This window comes from Streptomyces odontomachicola (assembly GCF_039605595.1).
In the GTDB taxonomy this organism is placed as follows: domain Bacteria; phylum Actinomycetota; class Actinomycetes; order Streptomycetales; family Streptomycetaceae; genus Streptomyces.
On the sequence record NZ_JBCFOK010000004.1, the window covers coordinates 215,703 to 229,777 of the forward strand.

Consider the following 14,075-nt stretch of genomic DNA (forward strand, 5'->3'; position numbering starts at 1 on the left):
ACGGGCTGGGGGATCAGCTCGTCCGGCGCTCGAGGACACGCCCGAAGGGCGTACGAGCGACAGTCTCCGCCCATGGACCGCACCTTCCAGCAGAAGGCCCACACACGCATGTACTCCCTCTTCTTCCGCACCGTCTTCCGGCGGCTCGACCCCGAGCGGGCGCACCGCCTGGCCTTCTCCTGGATCAGGTGGGCCGCCCGCGTCCCCGTGCTGCGCACGTTCGTCGCCGCCCTGCTCGCGCCCCGGTACAAGGAGCTGCGCGTCGAGGCGCTGGGCCGCCGCATGCACGGGCCCTTCGGCCTGGCCGCCGGGTTCGACAAGGCCGCCGAGGGCATCGACGGCATGGCGATGCTCGGCTTCGACCACGTGGAGATCGGCACGGTCACCGCGCACCCGCAGCCCGGCAACCCGCGCAAGCGCCTGTTCCGCCTGGTCGGCGACCGCGCGCTGATCAACCGCATGGGCTTCAACAACCCGGGCTCGGCCGCGGTCGCGCACCGGCTCGCCGAGCGCAGCCCGGTGTTCCCCACGACCGTCGGCGTCAACATCGGCAAGACAAAGATCGTCCCGGAGGCCGAGGCGGTCGGCGACTACGTCACCTCCACCGAGCGCCTCGCCGAGCACGCCGACTACCTGGTCGTCAACGTCTCCTCGCCCAACACACCCGGACTGCGGAATCTCCAGGCCACCGAGTCCCTGCGCCCCCTGCTGACCGCCGTACGGGAAGCAGCGGACCGCACCGTGACAGGGCGCCGCGTCCCGCTCCTGGTCAAGATCGCCCCGGACCTCGCCGACGAGGACGTGGACGCGGTCGCCGACCTCGCCGTGGAACTCGGCCTCGACGGGATCATCGCCACCAACACCACGATCGCCCGCGAGGGCATGGGCCTGGTCGCCGACCCCGCCGTCCTGGAGGAGAACGGCGGCCTGTCCGGCGCGCCCCTGAAGCAGCGCTCCCTCGACGTGCTGCGACGCCTGTACGCGCGCGTCGGCGACCGCCTCACCCTGATCGGCGTCGGCGGCATCGAGAACGCCGAGGACGCCTGGCAGCGCATCCTCGCCGGGGCCACCCTCGTCCAGGGCTACAGCGCGTTCATCTACGAGGGCCCGTTCTGGTCCCGCGCCGTGCACAAGGGCCTCGCCGCGCGCCTTGCGGCCAGCCCGTACGCCACCCTCGCCGAGGCCGTCGGCGCCGAGCACAGGAAGGTGACCGCCCCGTGACCTCCCCCGAAGCGAGCGCTCCCGAGCCCTTCGGCGCGCGCCTGCGCCGCTCCATGGACGAGCGCGGCCCCCTCTGCGTCGGCATCGACCCGCACGCCTCGCTCCTCGCCGACTGGGGCCTGGGCGACGACGTCGCGGGCCTGGAGCGCTTCGCCCGTACGACCGTCGAGGCGCTGGCCGGCGAGGTCGCCGTGCTCAAGCCGCAGGCCGCCTTCTTCGAGCGCTTCGGCTCGCGCGGCGTCGCCGTGCTGGAGCGCACGGTGGAGGAGGCGCGCGCCGCGGGCGCGCTGGTGCTGATGGACGCCAAGCGCGGCGACATCGGCTCCACCATGGCCGCCTACGCCGACGCCTTCCTGCACCCCTCCTCGCCGCTCTTCTCCGACGCGCTCACGGTCAGCCCCTACCTCGGCTTCGGCTCGCTGGAGCCCGCCGCCGAGCGCGCGCGGGAGCACGGCTGCGGCCTCTTCGCGCTCGCGCTCACCTCCAACAAGGAGGGCGCCGAGGTGCAGCACGCCGTGCGCACGGAGAGCGGACGCAGCGTGGCGGCCACCGTCCTGGACCACCTCGCGGACGCGAACGGGGGAGCCCGCCCCATGGGGTCGTTCGGCGCCGTGGTGGGCGCCACACTCGGCGGGGTGCTGCGGGACCTCGACGTACGCCTGGACATCAACGGCCCGCTGCTCGCGCCGGGGATCGGCGCCCAGGGCGCGACCCCCGCCGACCTGCCCGCGGTGTTCGGCGACGCGGTGCGGCAGGTCGTGCCGAGCGTCAGCCGCGGAATCCTCAAGCACGGCCCGGATGTTGGCGGCATGCGCGATTCCGCGCGGCGGTTCGCGGACGGTGTGCGCGCGGCGGTGGAGGGCTGACTACGCAACGGGGGCCGCACGCACGGCAGTACGGACGACGGTACGGCACTCCGTACGACGCCGTGCACCGGCCCGTGGGGAAGTCCGCGGCGGAAGCGGAAACCGGAAAATCCTCGCCGGTATGTCCGTAAATGTCGCTGTCAGCGGAGTCTGACCAGGACTTTTCGCTTGTTCTCGCTGACTACGGGCCTCATGCCCGCTAGTCTCCGTCGAGAGCACCGCGACTGGCTGCGTTGCTCGTTGCTCCGCAGGGTGCGGGGCTACTAGGTTCCTCCCGATCCATATCCGACAGTTCGACATCCGAGGTGACGTAGGCGTGGCTCTTCCGCCCCTTACCCCTGAACAGCGCGCAGCCGCGCTCGAAAAGGCCGCCGCGGCTCGCCGGGAGCGCGCCGAGGTCAAGAACCGGCTGAAGCACTCCGGCGCTTCCCTCCACGAGGTCATCAAGCAGGGCCAGGAGAACGACGTCATCGGCAAGATGAAGGTCTCCGCCCTGCTCGAATCGCTCCCCGGCGTCGGCAAGGTCCGCGCCAAGCAGATCATGGAGCGGCTCGGGATCTCCGAGAGCCGCCGGGTGCGCGGCCTCGGCTCCAACCAAATCGCCGCCCTGGAGCGCGAGTTCGGAAACAGCGCCAAGGCGTGATCCGCGGTGCGTCCGCCGGATGAGTCGGCGGCCCGTGGCCCGCGGGAACGGCCCGCCGACCCGTGGTGGCAGGGCACTCTCCATAACCGGGATAATCGCTGCATGAGTACCGCAGTCTCCCGGGGGGAAACCCCCGAACCCCCGGTTGGCACACCGCGTCTGACCGTGCTCTCCGGCCCTTCGGGGGTCGGCAAGAGCACGGTCGTCGCGCACATGCGCAAGGCACACCCCGAGGTATGGCTCTCGGTCTCCGCCACGACCCGCAAACCGCGTCCGGGCGAGACCCACGGAGTGCAGTACTTCTTCGTGGACGACGAGGAATTCGACAAGCTGATCGCCAATGGCGAGCTGCTGGAGTGGGCCGAGTTCGCCGGCAACCGCTACGGCACCCCGCGCCAGGCCGTCCAGGAGCGCCTGGACCGCGGCGAACCGGTCCTGCTGGAGATCGACCTCCAGGGCGCCCGGCTCGTCAAGGAGGCCATGCCGGAGGCGCAGCTCGTCTTCCTCGCGCCGCCGAGCTGGGAGGAGCTGGTGCGCCGCCTCACCGGGCGGGGCACCGAGGCCCCCGAGGTGATCGAGTCCCGGCTCGCCGCCGCCCGGATCGAGCTGGCGGCCGAGTCGGAGTTCGACACCACTCTTGTCAACACCTCCGTCGAGGGTGTCAGCGCCGAACTGCTAGCCTTGATGCGAATCAATTGATCATCACGATCTGAGCGGATTACGGCTCAGGTTCCCGGATCTCTTCTCCCCGAACCGCCGCGATCCCCCGCACAGATCTCGACCCCACCCTCCGGAAGGCAGAGCGTGTCCTCTTCCATCACGACGCCCGAGGGCATCATCAACCCGCCGATTGATGAGCTGCTCGAGGCCACCGACTCGAAGTACAGCCTGGTGATCTACGCCGCCAAGCGCGCGCGCCAGATCAACGCGTACTACTCGCAGCTCGGTGAGGGCCTGCTCGAGTACGTGGGTCCGCTGGTGGACACCCACGTCCACGAGAAGCCGCTCTCGATCGCGCTGCGCGAGATCAACGCGGGCCTGCTGACCTCGGAGGCCGTCGAGGCCCCGCCGGTCGCCCCCGCCGCCCCGGCCGGCCTGCAGTAGGCAGACCGCCAGGCGCACCCAGCACCGCACACACCACGGGCCCGGCAGCGCGACTGCCGGGCCCGTGGTGTGTCATGTGAAGGAAACCGAACACCAGGGGAGAGGCGAGCCAGCGATGGAGCAGCAGGCCGTGCGCCGTACGGAGAAGCCGCGGGTCGTTCTGGGGGTCAGCGGCGGCATCGCCGCCTACAAGGCGTGCGAGCTGCTGCGGCGGCTGACCGAGGGCGGACACGACGTACAGGTCGTGCCCACCGAGTCGGCGCTGCACTTCGTGGGCGCCCCGACCTGGGCCGCGCTCTCCGGCAAGCCCGTCTCGACGGACGTGTGGGAGCAGGTGCACGAGGTCCCGCACGTGCGCATCGGGCAGCACGCCGACCTGGTGGTCGTCGCCCCCGCCACCGCGGACATGCTGGCCAAGGCCGCGCACGGGCTGGCCGACGACCTGCTCACCAACACGCTCCTGACCGCCCGATGTCCCGTGGTCTTCGCCCCGGCGATGCACACCGAGATGTGGGAGCACCAGGCCACCCAGGAGAACGTCGCCACGCTGCGCCGCCGCGGCGCAGTGGTCATCGAGCCCGATGTGGGGCGGCTGACCGGCGTGGACACCGGCAAGGGCCGCTTCCCGGAGCCCGACGCGATCTTCGAGACCTGCCGCAGGGTGCTGGCCCGGGGCGGCGAGGGCGCGGCCGCCGACCTCGCCGGGCGGCACGTGGTGGTCAGCGCCGGGGGCACCCGCGAGCCGCTGGATCCCGTCCGTTTCCTCGGCAACCGCTCCACGGGGCGGCAGGGCTACGCGCTGGCGCGCACCGCCGTGGCGCGCGGCGCCCGGGTCACGCTGGTGACCGCGAACAGCGAGCTGCCCGCTCCCGCCGGTACGGACGTGGTGCGGGTCGGCACCGCCGTACAGCTCCAGGAGGCGGTGACGAAGGCCGCGGCGGACGCGGACGCGGTGGTGATGGCCGCGGCCGTGGCGGACTTCCGGCCCGCCGAGTACGCCACCGGGAAGATCAAGAAGAAGGACGGCACGGAGCCCGAACCCGTCGCTCTCGTACGGAATCCGGACATCCTCGCGGGTATCTCAGCGGAACGCCCCAATCCCGGGCAGGTCATCGTCGGCTTCGCGGCCGAGACGAACGACGTGCTGGCGAACGGGCGGGCCAAGCTCGAGCGCAAGGGCTGCGACTTCCTCGTCGTCAACGAAGTGGGCGAAAGCAAGACTTTCGGGTCGGAAGAGAACGAAGCGCTCGTCATCGGTTCTGATGGATCCGAGACGGCCGTGCCGCACGGTCCGAAGGAGGCGCTCGCCGACACCGTCTGGGATCTCGTCTCGGGTCGTCTGGCGACCTCCTGACCCCCGCTGACCTGGCTTTGCGCGGGATCGGGTTCTGAAAAATTGCTGTCCGCAAGATCCGGACAAATCACCCTTCCTGAGCGCGCTTCGTTGTGGAATCCGTGTCGGCTTCGTGCGGAGCTGGCGCGGGATGCGCAGGTCGTACCCCTGCCAAGCCGAGGGCGGACGTGATTGGATGCGGGTGGAGATGGATAAACTGGCGGCGGACCGTGATCGGGAAGCCGTTGAGTCAGGCCCCCGCAGCCGGACCCCACGGGTCGGGCCTACGGGGCAGGGCTGACCGCGATCCCAACGCCGGTCCGCCTTTGTTCAGCCAGCAGCCGCTGCAACCACAGGGAGCGATGTGTCCCGCCGCTTGTTCACCTCGGAATCTGTGACCGAGGGTCACCCTGACAAGATCGCTGACCAGGTCAGTGACGCGATTCTCGACGCGCTTCTGAAGGAGGACCCGAAGTCCCGGGTCGCCGTCGAGACCATGATCACCACCGGCCTTGTGCACGTGGCCGGTGAGGTGACGACGCAGGCCTACGCGCCTATTTCCAAGATCGTGCGCAACAAGATCCTGGAGATCGGTTACGACTCCTCCAAGAAGGGCTTCGACGGCGCCTCCTGCGGCGTTTCCGAGTCCATCGGCGCGCAGTCGCCCGACATCGCGCAGGGCGTCGACACCGCCTACGAGAAGCGCGTCGAGGGCGACGACGACGAGCTCGACAAGCAGGGCGCGGGCGACCAGGGCCTGATGTTCGGCTACGCCTGCGACGACACCTCGGTCTACATGCCGCTGCCGATCACCCTCGCGCAGCGCCTCTCCGAGCGCCTGTCCGCCGTCCGCAAGAACGGGACCATTCCCTACCTGCGCCCCGACGGCAAGACCCAGGTCACCATCGAGTACGACGGTGACAAGCCGGTCCGCCTGGACACCGTCGTGGTGTCCTCGCAGCACGCCGCGGACATCGACCTCGACTCGCTGCTCGCGCCCGACATCCGCGAGTACGTCGTGGAGCCCGAGCTCAAGCGCCTCCTCGAGGAGGACGGCCTCAAGCTCGAGACCGAGGGCTACCGCCTGCTGATCAACCCGACCGGCCGCTTCGAGATCGGCGGCCCGATGGGCGACGCCGGCCTCACCGGTCGCAAGATCATCATCGACACCTACGGCGGCATGGCCCGCCACGGTGGCGGTGCATTCTCCGGCAAGGACCCGTCCAAGGTCGACCGCTCCGCCGCGTACGCGATGCGCTGGGTCGCCAAGAACGTGGTCGCCGCCGGCCTCGCGAGCCGCTGCGAGGTGCAGGTCGCCTACGCGATCGGCAAGGCCGAGCCGGTCGGTCTCTTCGTCGAGACCTTCGGCACCGCCAAGGTCGACGTGGCCAAGATCGAGCAGGCCATCTCGGACGTCTTCGACCTCCGCCCGGCCGCGATCCTCCGCGACCTGGACCTGCTGCGCCCGATCTACTCCCAGACCGCCGCGTACGGCCACTTCGGCCGTGAGCTGCCGGACTTCACCTGGGAGCGGACCGACCGCGTCGACGCGCTGAAGAAGGCCGTCGGCCTCTGAGCAGTCCGCTGCGGCGGTGGCGCGTGACGGATACCAGCCCGTCCGTCCTCGCGTCCTCCGCGCACGCTTAGCCGAGGCCCGGCCTCCCCGTCACGGCGGGGAGGCCGGGCCTCGGCCGTTGCGCGGGCTCTTCGTGTGCGGGTCTGTCGAGTTGTGCGGGCTTGCCGTGTGCGGGTGCCGCGGGGCCGGGTGAGGGGTTTCACTGGTGCCGTGAATGCTGCGCCATGTGTCTTCTGCGAGATCGTCGCGGGCCGCGCGAACGCGTACCGGGTGTACGAGGACGAGCACGCGGTCGCTTTCCTCGACACCCGCCCGCTCTTCCCCGGCCACGTCCTGGTCGTCCCCCGGGAGCACGCCGAGACGCTTGTGGATCTGCCGCCCGGCGAGGTCGCCCCGTTCTTCGCCCGCGTACAACGGCTGACCGGCGCGGTGCAGCGCGGCATGGAGTCGGCCGGCTCCCTGGTACTGGCCAACAACACCATCAGCCAGTCCGTCCCCCACCTCCACTTCCACGTGATCCCCCGAAACCGAAAGGACGGCCTCCGCGGCTTCCTCTGGCCGAGGGGGCGCTACGAGAGCGCGGAGCGGGCGGAGGAGGTGGCGGGGGTGGTGCGGGGGGCTTTGGGGGAGTGAGGGTGTGAGGGGGCTGGCGGTCAAGTGCCGCTGGGCGCCCCGGACTTGGAGCCTTCGGCGGCTTCCTGTGCAGGCCACGGCCAGCTTGCGGAGTCGCTGTTCACGCATGACATGTCAGGCATGAGGGCGCGCATTTCCCTTCCGGATTCCTGCGCCTTGTGGAATTCCAGACGTGTCCATTCAGTCCGCAGATAACTCCGCGAATGGACCGCGACGAAGAGGTCGGCGCGAGTGAGCGCGTTCATGACGGTCGCGGTCCTGTCGGCGCCGGGGTCGTGCTCCTCGAGATCGTCGATGTACACCTGTCCCAGAGAGGACAACGCACGCTTGATGGCGAGGAGTCGGCCGCGGGGATTCTCCGCCCGTGCATAGCTGACGAACACTCGCACTGCGCGCCTGCCTCAGCCCGACCAGCCCAGCGAGTAGCACGCGGCCGCGATGCAGACCAGCGTGCCGAGCGCCAGGTAGTAGACCATCGAGGCGTTGAACGCCGCGCGGGCCGGGGAGACTTCGCCCGGGGCCGGGACGTGGGGGTAATGCTCAGCGCAGCGCTGGGCGCGCCTCTGCCAGATGTGGTGCATCGATCCCCTCAGTTTCCGTTGGTAGAAATAGCTGAAGCTGTCGGCTATCCAGAACGCCGCTATGACGAGGATCCCGGCGGCGAACAAGGAGAGACTTGGTTTCCTGTCGTTGAACGCCGCCACCAGTGCTTCCAGTGGGACGAGGACGGCCGCGCACAGCTTTTTCAGCTCCAGGCACGCTTCCGAGGCCTTGAGGGTGGCGGCGTGCAGTTGCTCCAGCTGTTCCCGGTCGAGCATATCCGCCGTGGGTTCGTTCAACGGGTCCGGCTCCTCTCTGGGGACAGCCGCACCCTCTCCCTCCGTGGAGCGGGTGTCGAGAGTGCCTTCCTCCGGCGGACCCTTGCGGTGCGGGGCTGTCGGTGGGGTCTGTTAAGACTTGTGCTGTGTGCAGCGACAACGGGCAGGTGGAGGGGGAGCCGGAGCAGCTCGCGTTGATCCGGGAGACCGTGCGGCGGCGGAAGGCGCCCAAGGCGAAGCCGCGTACGTGGCGGGGCGCGGCCCTCGCGGAGACACGGCCCGTGGCGCGGGTGCTCGTGGACAAGGGCGTGCTGCACCTCGACCGGTATTTCGACTACGCGGTGCCCGCCGCCATGGACGAGGAGGCCCAGCCCGGGGTGCGGGTGCGGGTGCGGTTCGGCGCGGGGGAGAAGGAGGGGCGCCGCGAGGGCGGGCGGCTCATCAACGGGTTCATCGTGGAGCGGTGCGAGGAGAGCGACTTCTCCGGCGCGCTGGCCCCTCTCGCGCAGGTGCTCTCGCCCGAACGCGTGCTGTCGCCCGAGCTGTTGAAGCTGTGCCGCGCGGTGGCCGACCGGTACGCGGGATCGCTGGCCGACGTCGTACAGCTAGCCGTGCCGCCGCGCGTGGCGCGGGCCGAGAAGCGGGCCTCGCCGCCCCCGCAGCCCGCGCCCGCGGCGCCGGAGCCCGGCGGCTGGGAACGGTATGCGCAGGGTCCCGCCTTCCTCGACTCCCTGGCGCGCGGGGAGAGCCCGCGCGCCGTGTGGACCGCGGTGCCGGGGCCCGGGTGGCCCGAGGAGCTCGCGCGCGCGATGGCCGCGGCCCTCGCCGCCGGGCGCGGGGCGCTCGCCGTGCTGCCCGACGGGCGGGCAGCGCAGCGCGTGGACGCCGCGCTCACCGAGCTCATCGGCACGGGCCGGCACGTGCTGCTGACCGCCGATTCGGGGCCCGAGCCGCGGTACGCCCGCTGGCTCGCGGTCAGCCGCGGCTCCGTACGGGCCGTGGTCGGCACCCGCGCCGCGATGTTCGCGCCCGTGCGGGACCTGGGGCTCGCCGCGATCTGGGAGGACGGCGACGCGGCGCACAGCGACGACCACGCGCCCCAGCCGCACGCCCGCGAGGTGCTGCTCCAGCGTGCCGTCACCGAGCACGCGGGGTTCCTGCTCGGCGGGCACGGGTGCACCGTCGAGGCGGCCCAGCTCGTGGAGACGGGGTGGGCCGGGCCGCTGGCGGCGGGCAGGGAGACGCTGCGCACGGCGGCGCCCGCGGTGCGCACGCTCGTCGAGCGCGACGAGGAGCGGGACGCGGCCGCGCACAGCGCCCGGCTGCCCAGCATCGCCTGGCGCACCGCGCGCGACGCGCTGGAGCACGGTCCGGTGCTGGTCCAGGTGCCGCGCCGGGGCTACGTACCGCGGCTGGCCTGCGAGCGCTGCCGCGCCCCGGCCCGCTGCCGGCACTGCGCGGGGCCGCTCGAAGCCTCGGGCCCCGAGGGCGAGTTGACGTGCGGCTGGTGCGCGCGGCACGAGCCGGAGTGGCACTGCCAGGAGTGCGGCGGCTTCCGGCTGCGCGGCCAGGTGTTCGGGGCGCGGCGTACGGCGGAGGAGCTCGGACGCGCGTTCCCCTCGGTGCCGGTGCGCACCTCGGGGCGCGACCATGTGCTGGAGTCCGTTCCCGACCGCCCCGCGATCGTGGTCTCCACGCCGGGCGCCGAGCCGGTCGCCGAGGGCGAGGGGTACGCGGCCGCGCTGCTGCTCGACGCCTGGGCGCTGCTCGGGCGGCCCGACCTGCGCGCGGGCGAGGAGGCGCTGCGCCGCTGGCTGAGCGCGTCGGCGCTGGTACGGGGGCAGGGCGCGGAGCCCTGGGGCGGCACCGTCGTGGTCGTCGCCGAGCCGCACCAGCGCCCCGTGCAGGCGCTGGTGCGCTGGGACCCGGCGGGGTTCGCGGTGCGGGAGCTGGCGGAGCGCGCCGAGCTGGGCTTCCCCCCGGTGTCGCGGATGGCCGCCGTTTCCGGGCCGCCCGAGGCCGTGGCCGAGCTGCTGGACAGGGCCGGGGCCGAACTGCCGCCGGAGGCCGAGGTCCTGGGCCCGGTGCCGATGCGCGTACCGGAGGCCGGGCGTCCGCGCAGGACGGGCGACCCGCCGCCGGGGGAGACGTGGGAGCGCGCGCTCGTACGGGTGCCGCAGGGCAGGGGCGCCGCGCTGGCCTCGGCGCTCAAGACGGCCCAGGTCGCCCGCCTCACACGGAGGGAGGGCCCGGCGGTGCACATCCGGATCGACCCGCCGGACATCGGCTGAGCGGTCGCGCTGCCGCGCGGGCCGGGGCGGCGGGCGGGGGCCGAGCTGCCGTGATGAAGCCCGAGCCGGACCGACGGACGCCCGCGACCGTCGGCGCGGAAGCAGAGGCCACCGGCCCGGAAACAGAACCGCCGCCCGGACGCCCGTCGAGGGGGCGTGCCGGGCGGCGGGGCAACGGCCGTGGAGGGGTCAGCCGTTGCGGGGACCGGGGAAGACCCCCGGTCGGGGCTCCCGCTCGGGCGCGGGGCGCTCGGCGGGGGCGGCCGGTGAGGAGGGCGCGGGCGCCGGGGCCCGGCCCGGCACCGAGCGGGCCGCCGGGACGGAGGGCGGCTGCGGCAGTCCCGAAGGGGCGCGCGGCGCCGGGGTCGTCGGGGTGCCCTCGTGCGGGGTGACGGACTCCTCGCCCTCGTGCACGGGCTCCCGGACCGTACCGCGGCGTGATCCGTAGCGGCGGTGCACCGCCTGCTTGGTGACGCCCAGCGCGGAGCCGACCGCGTCCCAGGAGAAGCCGAGCGAGCGGTCGAAGTCCACGGCGGCTGTCACCAGGGTCTCGACGCTGTCCCGCAGCTCCTGCGCGAGCCGCACGGTCGGGGCTGGCGCGCGTCCGTAGACGACGAAGCCCGCTGACGGGCCGGTGCGCCGCGGGCGGTAGACGTTGCCGAGCTGGGCGGTGAGCGTGCGCAGCGCGTCCACCTGCCGCCGGACCCGCTCGATGTCCCGCACCAGCAGATGCAGGCTGGCCCTCGCCTGGGCGTCGTGGGTTGCGTGGTCGGCCATGAACAAGCCTCTCGAACCGGCGAATAAAAGGTCTGTGACGTCTATGACGTCCATGACGGTCGGGGCCGTCGAGCGGCCCGATTCGGTCAATCTCCCTTGACCAACGGCATAACGGTCCCTCTGGTCACGGTATGGGGGCGTGTGAGGGGCCGTTCCTGGGGCGCGCACCACGGCGTACGCCCCCTCGGGCGCGACGGCGTGACGGACCGTAAACTGGCGTTTTCCCAGGCCCCAGTTGCCGGCGCGGCCAGGCGCCGCCGCGCGGGTGCAGCCGCCGCCGACCGCGGCTTCGTGAGAGGTAGTTCGCCACCGATGAGGCTCGTCTTCGCCGGCACCCCCGAGGTCGCCGTACCCGCACTCGACGCCCTGCTCGCCTCGGAGCAGCACGAGGTGGCGGCCGTCGTCACCCGGCCCGACGCCCGCGCGGGGCGCGGCCGCCACCTGGTCCCCAGCCCCGTCGCGCAGCGCGCGGAGGAGGAGGGCGTCGAGGTGCTCAAGCCCGCCAAGCCGAAGGACGAGGACTTCCTCGCCCGGCTCCGCGAGATCGCCCCCGACTGCTGCCCGGTCGTCGCGTACGGGGCGCTGCTGCCCCGCGTCGCGCTGGACGTTCCGCGGCACGGCTGGGTCAACCTGCACTTCTCGCTGCTGCCCGCGTGGCGCGGTGCGGCGCCGGTGCAGCACGCGCTGATCGCGGGCGACGAGATGACGGGCGCGACCACCTTCCAGATCGAGGAGGGCCTCGACTCGGGGCCGGTGTACGGGGTGCTGACCGAGGAGGTGCGGCCCACGGACACCAGCGGCGACCTGCTGACGCGGCTGGCGTTCGCCGGGTCCGGGCTGCTCAAGGCCACGATGGACGGGATCGAGGACGGTTCGCTCCAGGCGGTGCCGCAGCCCGAGGAGGGCGTGTCCATCGCGCCGAAGCTCACCGTGGACGACGCGCGGATCGACTGGTCGGCGCCCGCGCTGCGGGTGGACCGGCTGGTGCGCGGGTGCACCCCGGCGCCGGGCGCCTGGACGACGTTCCGCGGCCAGCGCCTGAAGGTGCGGACGCTCTCGCTCGCCCCCGGGTACGAGGGCGCGCTGCCCGGGCCCGGCGAGGTCGTCGCGGGCAAGAACTCCGTTCACGTGGGCACCGGTTCGCACCCCGTGGCCCTCGAATGGGTGCAGCCGCAGGGCAAGAAGCCGATGCCGGCGGCGGATTGGGCCCGCGGCGTGCGGGTCGCGGAGGGCGAGGTGCTGGGCGCCGACCCGGCGTGACCTCCGCGTGGCGCGTGCCCGCACCCCGGTGCACGGGCGCCGCGAAACGCCCGCGGACCGGGGCGTACGCTGGGGAACGTCATCTTTTGAGCGGAGCACCTTGAGCAGTGAGCAACCAGTCGTGAGCAGGCAGCAGTGAGCGGTCAGCCGCGCCGTGGCGCGCCCCCCAACGCGCGCAGGAACCGTCCCCGCAAGGACCCCGTGCGCGGGCTCGCCTTCGACGTGCTGCGCGCCGTGGACGAGCGGGACGCGTACGCCAACCTCGTACTCCCCCCGCTGCTGCGCAAGGAGCGGGACAAGGGGCGGCTCGACGCGCGCGACGCGGCCCTCGCGACCGAGCTGGTCTACGGCTCGCTGCGCTGGCAGGGCACCTATGACGCGGTCATCGCCGAGTGCACCGACCGGCCCGTGCGCGACATCGACCCGCCCGTGCTGGACGTACTGACGCTCGGCGCCCACCAGTTGCTCGGCACCCGCATCCCCACGCACGCCGCCGTGTCCGCGACCGTCGACCTGGCGCGGGCCGTGGTCGGCGAGGGGCGGGCCAAGTTCGTGAACGCGGTGCTGCGCAAGATCTCGCGGGACGACCTGGACGGCTGGCTGGAGCGCGTGACCCCGCCGTACGAGGAGGACCCCGAGGAACATCTGGCCATCCGGTACGCGCATCCGCGCTGGGTGGTCGGCGCGCTGTGGGACGCGCTGGGCGGCGGCCGCGAGGACATCGAGGCGCTGCTCTCCGCCGACAACGAGCGGCCCCGGGTGACCCTGGTAGCGCGGCCCGGGCGGGCCACCACCGAGGAGCTGCTGACCGGCGAGGCCGAGCCCGGGCGCTGGTCGCCGTACGCGGTGCGGATGGCCGAGGGCGGCGAGCCCGGAGCGCTGGACGCCGTGCGCGAGGGCCGCGCCGGTGTGCAGGACGAGGGCAGCCAGCTCGTGGCGATGGCGCTGGCCGACGCGCCGCTGGAGGGCCCCGACGAGCGGTGGCTGGACGGCTGCGCCGGGCCCGGCGGCAAGGCGGCGCTGCTCGGCGCGCTGGCCGCGGAACGGGGCGCGGCGCTGCTGGCGGCCGAGAAGCAGCCGCACCGCGCTGAGCTGGTCGCCCGCTCGCTCGCCGGCAACCCGGGCCCGTACCAGGTGGTCACCGCCGACGGCACCCGTCCGGCCTGGCGGCCCGGCAGTCTCGACCGCGTGCTGGTCGACGTCCCGTGCACGGGGCTCGGCGCGCTGCGCCGGCGGCCCGAGGCGCGCTGGCGGCGCAGGCCCGAGGACCTGGACGGCTTCGCGCCGCTCCAGCGCGGGCTGCTGCGCGAGGCGCTGGCCTCGGTGCGTCCCGGCGGGGTCGTGGGGTACGCGACCTGCTCGCCGCACCTGGCCGAGACCCGCGCCGTGGTCGACGACCTGCGCAAGGAGACCGGCGCTGAACTCCTCGACGCGCGGCCCCTGTTGAGCGGCGTCACGGACCTGGGCGAGGGCCCCGACGTACAGCTCTGGCCGCATCTGCACGGCACCGACGCGATGTACCTGGCGCTGCTGCGGCGGCCCGGCGGCTGACC

At 72.9% G+C, this 14,075-nt stretch carries 14 protein-coding genes; 11 read left to right on the forward strand and 3 right to left on the reverse strand.

All coding sequences use genetic code 11. The annotated features are described in order from the left end of the window. Nucleotides 1-108 precede the first annotated feature (108 nt). The 8 genes from ABEE00_RS08755 (at nucleotide 109) to ABEE00_RS08790 (ending at nucleotide 7,376) form a co-directional block, all read left to right on the forward strand. A complete protein-coding gene (locus ABEE00_RS08755) occupies nucleotides 109-1,221 on the forward strand; it encodes a quinone-dependent dihydroorotate dehydrogenase (RefSeq protein ID WP_345744978.1) in 1,113 nt (370 codons plus the stop codon). Next, nucleotides 1,218-2,087, forward strand: coding sequence for an orotidine-5'-phosphate decarboxylase (gene pyrF, locus ABEE00_RS08760; protein ID WP_345744719.1), 870 nt, complete (start codon nucleotides 1,218-1,220; stop codon nucleotides 2,085-2,087). Before ABEE00_RS08755 ends, pyrF begins: the two co-directional genes overlap by 4 nt. Before the next feature lie 316 nt (nucleotides 2,088-2,403). Then, complete coding sequence (locus ABEE00_RS08765) at nucleotides 2,404-2,730, forward strand: integration host factor (protein ID WP_345744720.1); 327 nt, start codon at nucleotides 2,404-2,406, stop codon at nucleotides 2,728-2,730. Nucleotides 2,731-2,832: 102 nt separating this feature from the next. Then, nucleotides 2,833-3,429 (forward strand): guanylate kinase, encoded by a 597-nt coding sequence (gmk, locus tag ABEE00_RS08770; protein ID WP_345744721.1) that lies wholly within the window; start codon nucleotides 2,833-2,835, stop codon nucleotides 3,427-3,429. A 105-nt stretch (nucleotides 3,430-3,534) separates the two neighbouring features. Continuing rightward, nucleotides 3,535-3,834: a DNA-directed RNA polymerase subunit omega gene (gene rpoZ, locus ABEE00_RS08775; protein ID WP_345744722.1), complete on the forward strand. Its 300-nt coding sequence runs from the start codon at nucleotides 3,535-3,537 to the stop codon at nucleotides 3,832-3,834. 115 nt (nucleotides 3,835-3,949) lie between these two features. Then, nucleotides 3,950-5,188, forward strand: coding sequence for a bifunctional phosphopantothenoylcysteine decarboxylase/phosphopantothenate--cysteine ligase CoaBC (gene coaBC, locus ABEE00_RS08780; RefSeq protein WP_345744723.1), 1,239 nt, complete (start codon nucleotides 3,950-3,952; stop codon nucleotides 5,186-5,188). Nucleotides 5,189-5,531: 343 nt separating this feature from the next. After that, a complete protein-coding gene (metK, locus tag ABEE00_RS08785; protein WP_345744724.1) occupies nucleotides 5,532-6,743 on the forward strand; it encodes a methionine adenosyltransferase in 1,212 nt (403 codons plus the stop codon). Nucleotides 6,744-6,953: 210 nt separating this feature from the next. Then, a complete protein-coding gene (locus ABEE00_RS08790) occupies nucleotides 6,954-7,376 on the forward strand; it encodes an HIT family protein (RefSeq protein ID WP_345744725.1) in 423 nt (140 codons plus the stop codon). Nucleotides 7,377-7,396: 20 nt separating this feature from the next. On the opposite strand, the gene ABEE00_RS08795 is transcribed toward ABEE00_RS08790, so the two are convergent. Together ABEE00_RS08795 and ABEE00_RS08800 are read right to left on the reverse strand one after the other, a co-directional pair. Further along, nucleotides 7,397-7,759, reverse strand: a complete 363-nt coding sequence (locus tag ABEE00_RS08795; RefSeq protein WP_345744726.1) for a toll/interleukin-1 receptor domain-containing protein — start codon at nucleotides 7,757-7,759, stop codon at nucleotides 7,397-7,399. Between the two features lie 18 nt (nucleotides 7,760-7,777). After that, nucleotides 7,778-8,215, reverse strand: a complete 438-nt coding sequence (locus ABEE00_RS08800) for a hypothetical protein (protein WP_345744727.1) — start codon at nucleotides 8,213-8,215, stop codon at nucleotides 7,778-7,780. A gap of 125 nt (nucleotides 8,216-8,340) precedes the next feature. On the opposite strand from ABEE00_RS08800, the gene ABEE00_RS08805 reads away from it, so the two are divergent. Further along, the gene (locus ABEE00_RS08805) at nucleotides 8,341-10,485 is read left to right on the forward strand and encodes a primosomal protein N' (protein ID WP_345744728.1); all 2,145 of its coding nucleotides are present in this window, start codon (nucleotides 8,341-8,343) and stop codon (nucleotides 10,483-10,485) included. A gap of 189 nt (nucleotides 10,486-10,674) precedes the next feature. On the opposite strand, the gene ABEE00_RS08810 is transcribed toward ABEE00_RS08805, so the two are convergent. After that, the gene (locus ABEE00_RS08810) at nucleotides 10,675-11,262 is read right to left on the reverse strand and encodes a hypothetical protein (RefSeq protein ID WP_345744729.1); all 588 of its coding nucleotides are present in this window, start codon (nucleotides 11,260-11,262) and stop codon (nucleotides 10,675-10,677) included. A 312-nt stretch (nucleotides 11,263-11,574) separates the two neighbouring features. Here ABEE00_RS08810 and fmt point away from each other — a divergent pair, with 312 nt between their 5' ends. Both fmt and ABEE00_RS08820 read left to right on the forward strand, forming a co-directional pair. Continuing rightward, complete coding sequence (gene fmt, locus ABEE00_RS08815) at nucleotides 11,575-12,522, forward strand: methionyl-tRNA formyltransferase (protein WP_345744730.1); 948 nt, start codon at nucleotides 11,575-11,577, stop codon at nucleotides 12,520-12,522. Nucleotides 12,523-12,657: 135 nt separating this feature from the next. Further along, complete coding sequence (locus tag ABEE00_RS08820) at nucleotides 12,658-14,073, forward strand: RsmB/NOP family class I SAM-dependent RNA methyltransferase (RefSeq protein WP_345744731.1); 1,416 nt, start codon at nucleotides 12,658-12,660, stop codon at nucleotides 14,071-14,073. Nucleotides 14,074-14,075 lie beyond the last annotated feature (2 nt).

Excerpts from the sequence above, each read along its gene's own strand:
- coaBC (WP_345744723.1), top strand. The coding sequence starts at position 3,950 with ATGGAGCAGCAGGCCGTGCGCCGTACGGAGAAGCCGCGGGTCGTTCTG.
- gmk (WP_345744721.1), top strand. The coding sequence starts at position 2,833 with ATGAGTACCGCAGTCTCCCGGGGGGAAACCCCCGAACCCCCGGTTGGC.
- fmt (WP_345744730.1), top strand. The coding sequence starts at position 11,575 with ATGAGGCTCGTCTTCGCCGGCACCCCCGAGGTCGCCGTACCCGCACTC.
- ABEE00_RS08755 (WP_345744978.1), top strand. The coding sequence starts at position 109 with ATGTACTCCCTCTTCTTCCGCACCGTCTTCCGGCGGCTCGACCCCGAG.
- ABEE00_RS08810 (WP_345744729.1), bottom strand. The coding sequence starts at position 11,262 with ATGGCCGACCACGCAACCCACGACGCCCAGGCGAGGGCCAGCCTGCAT.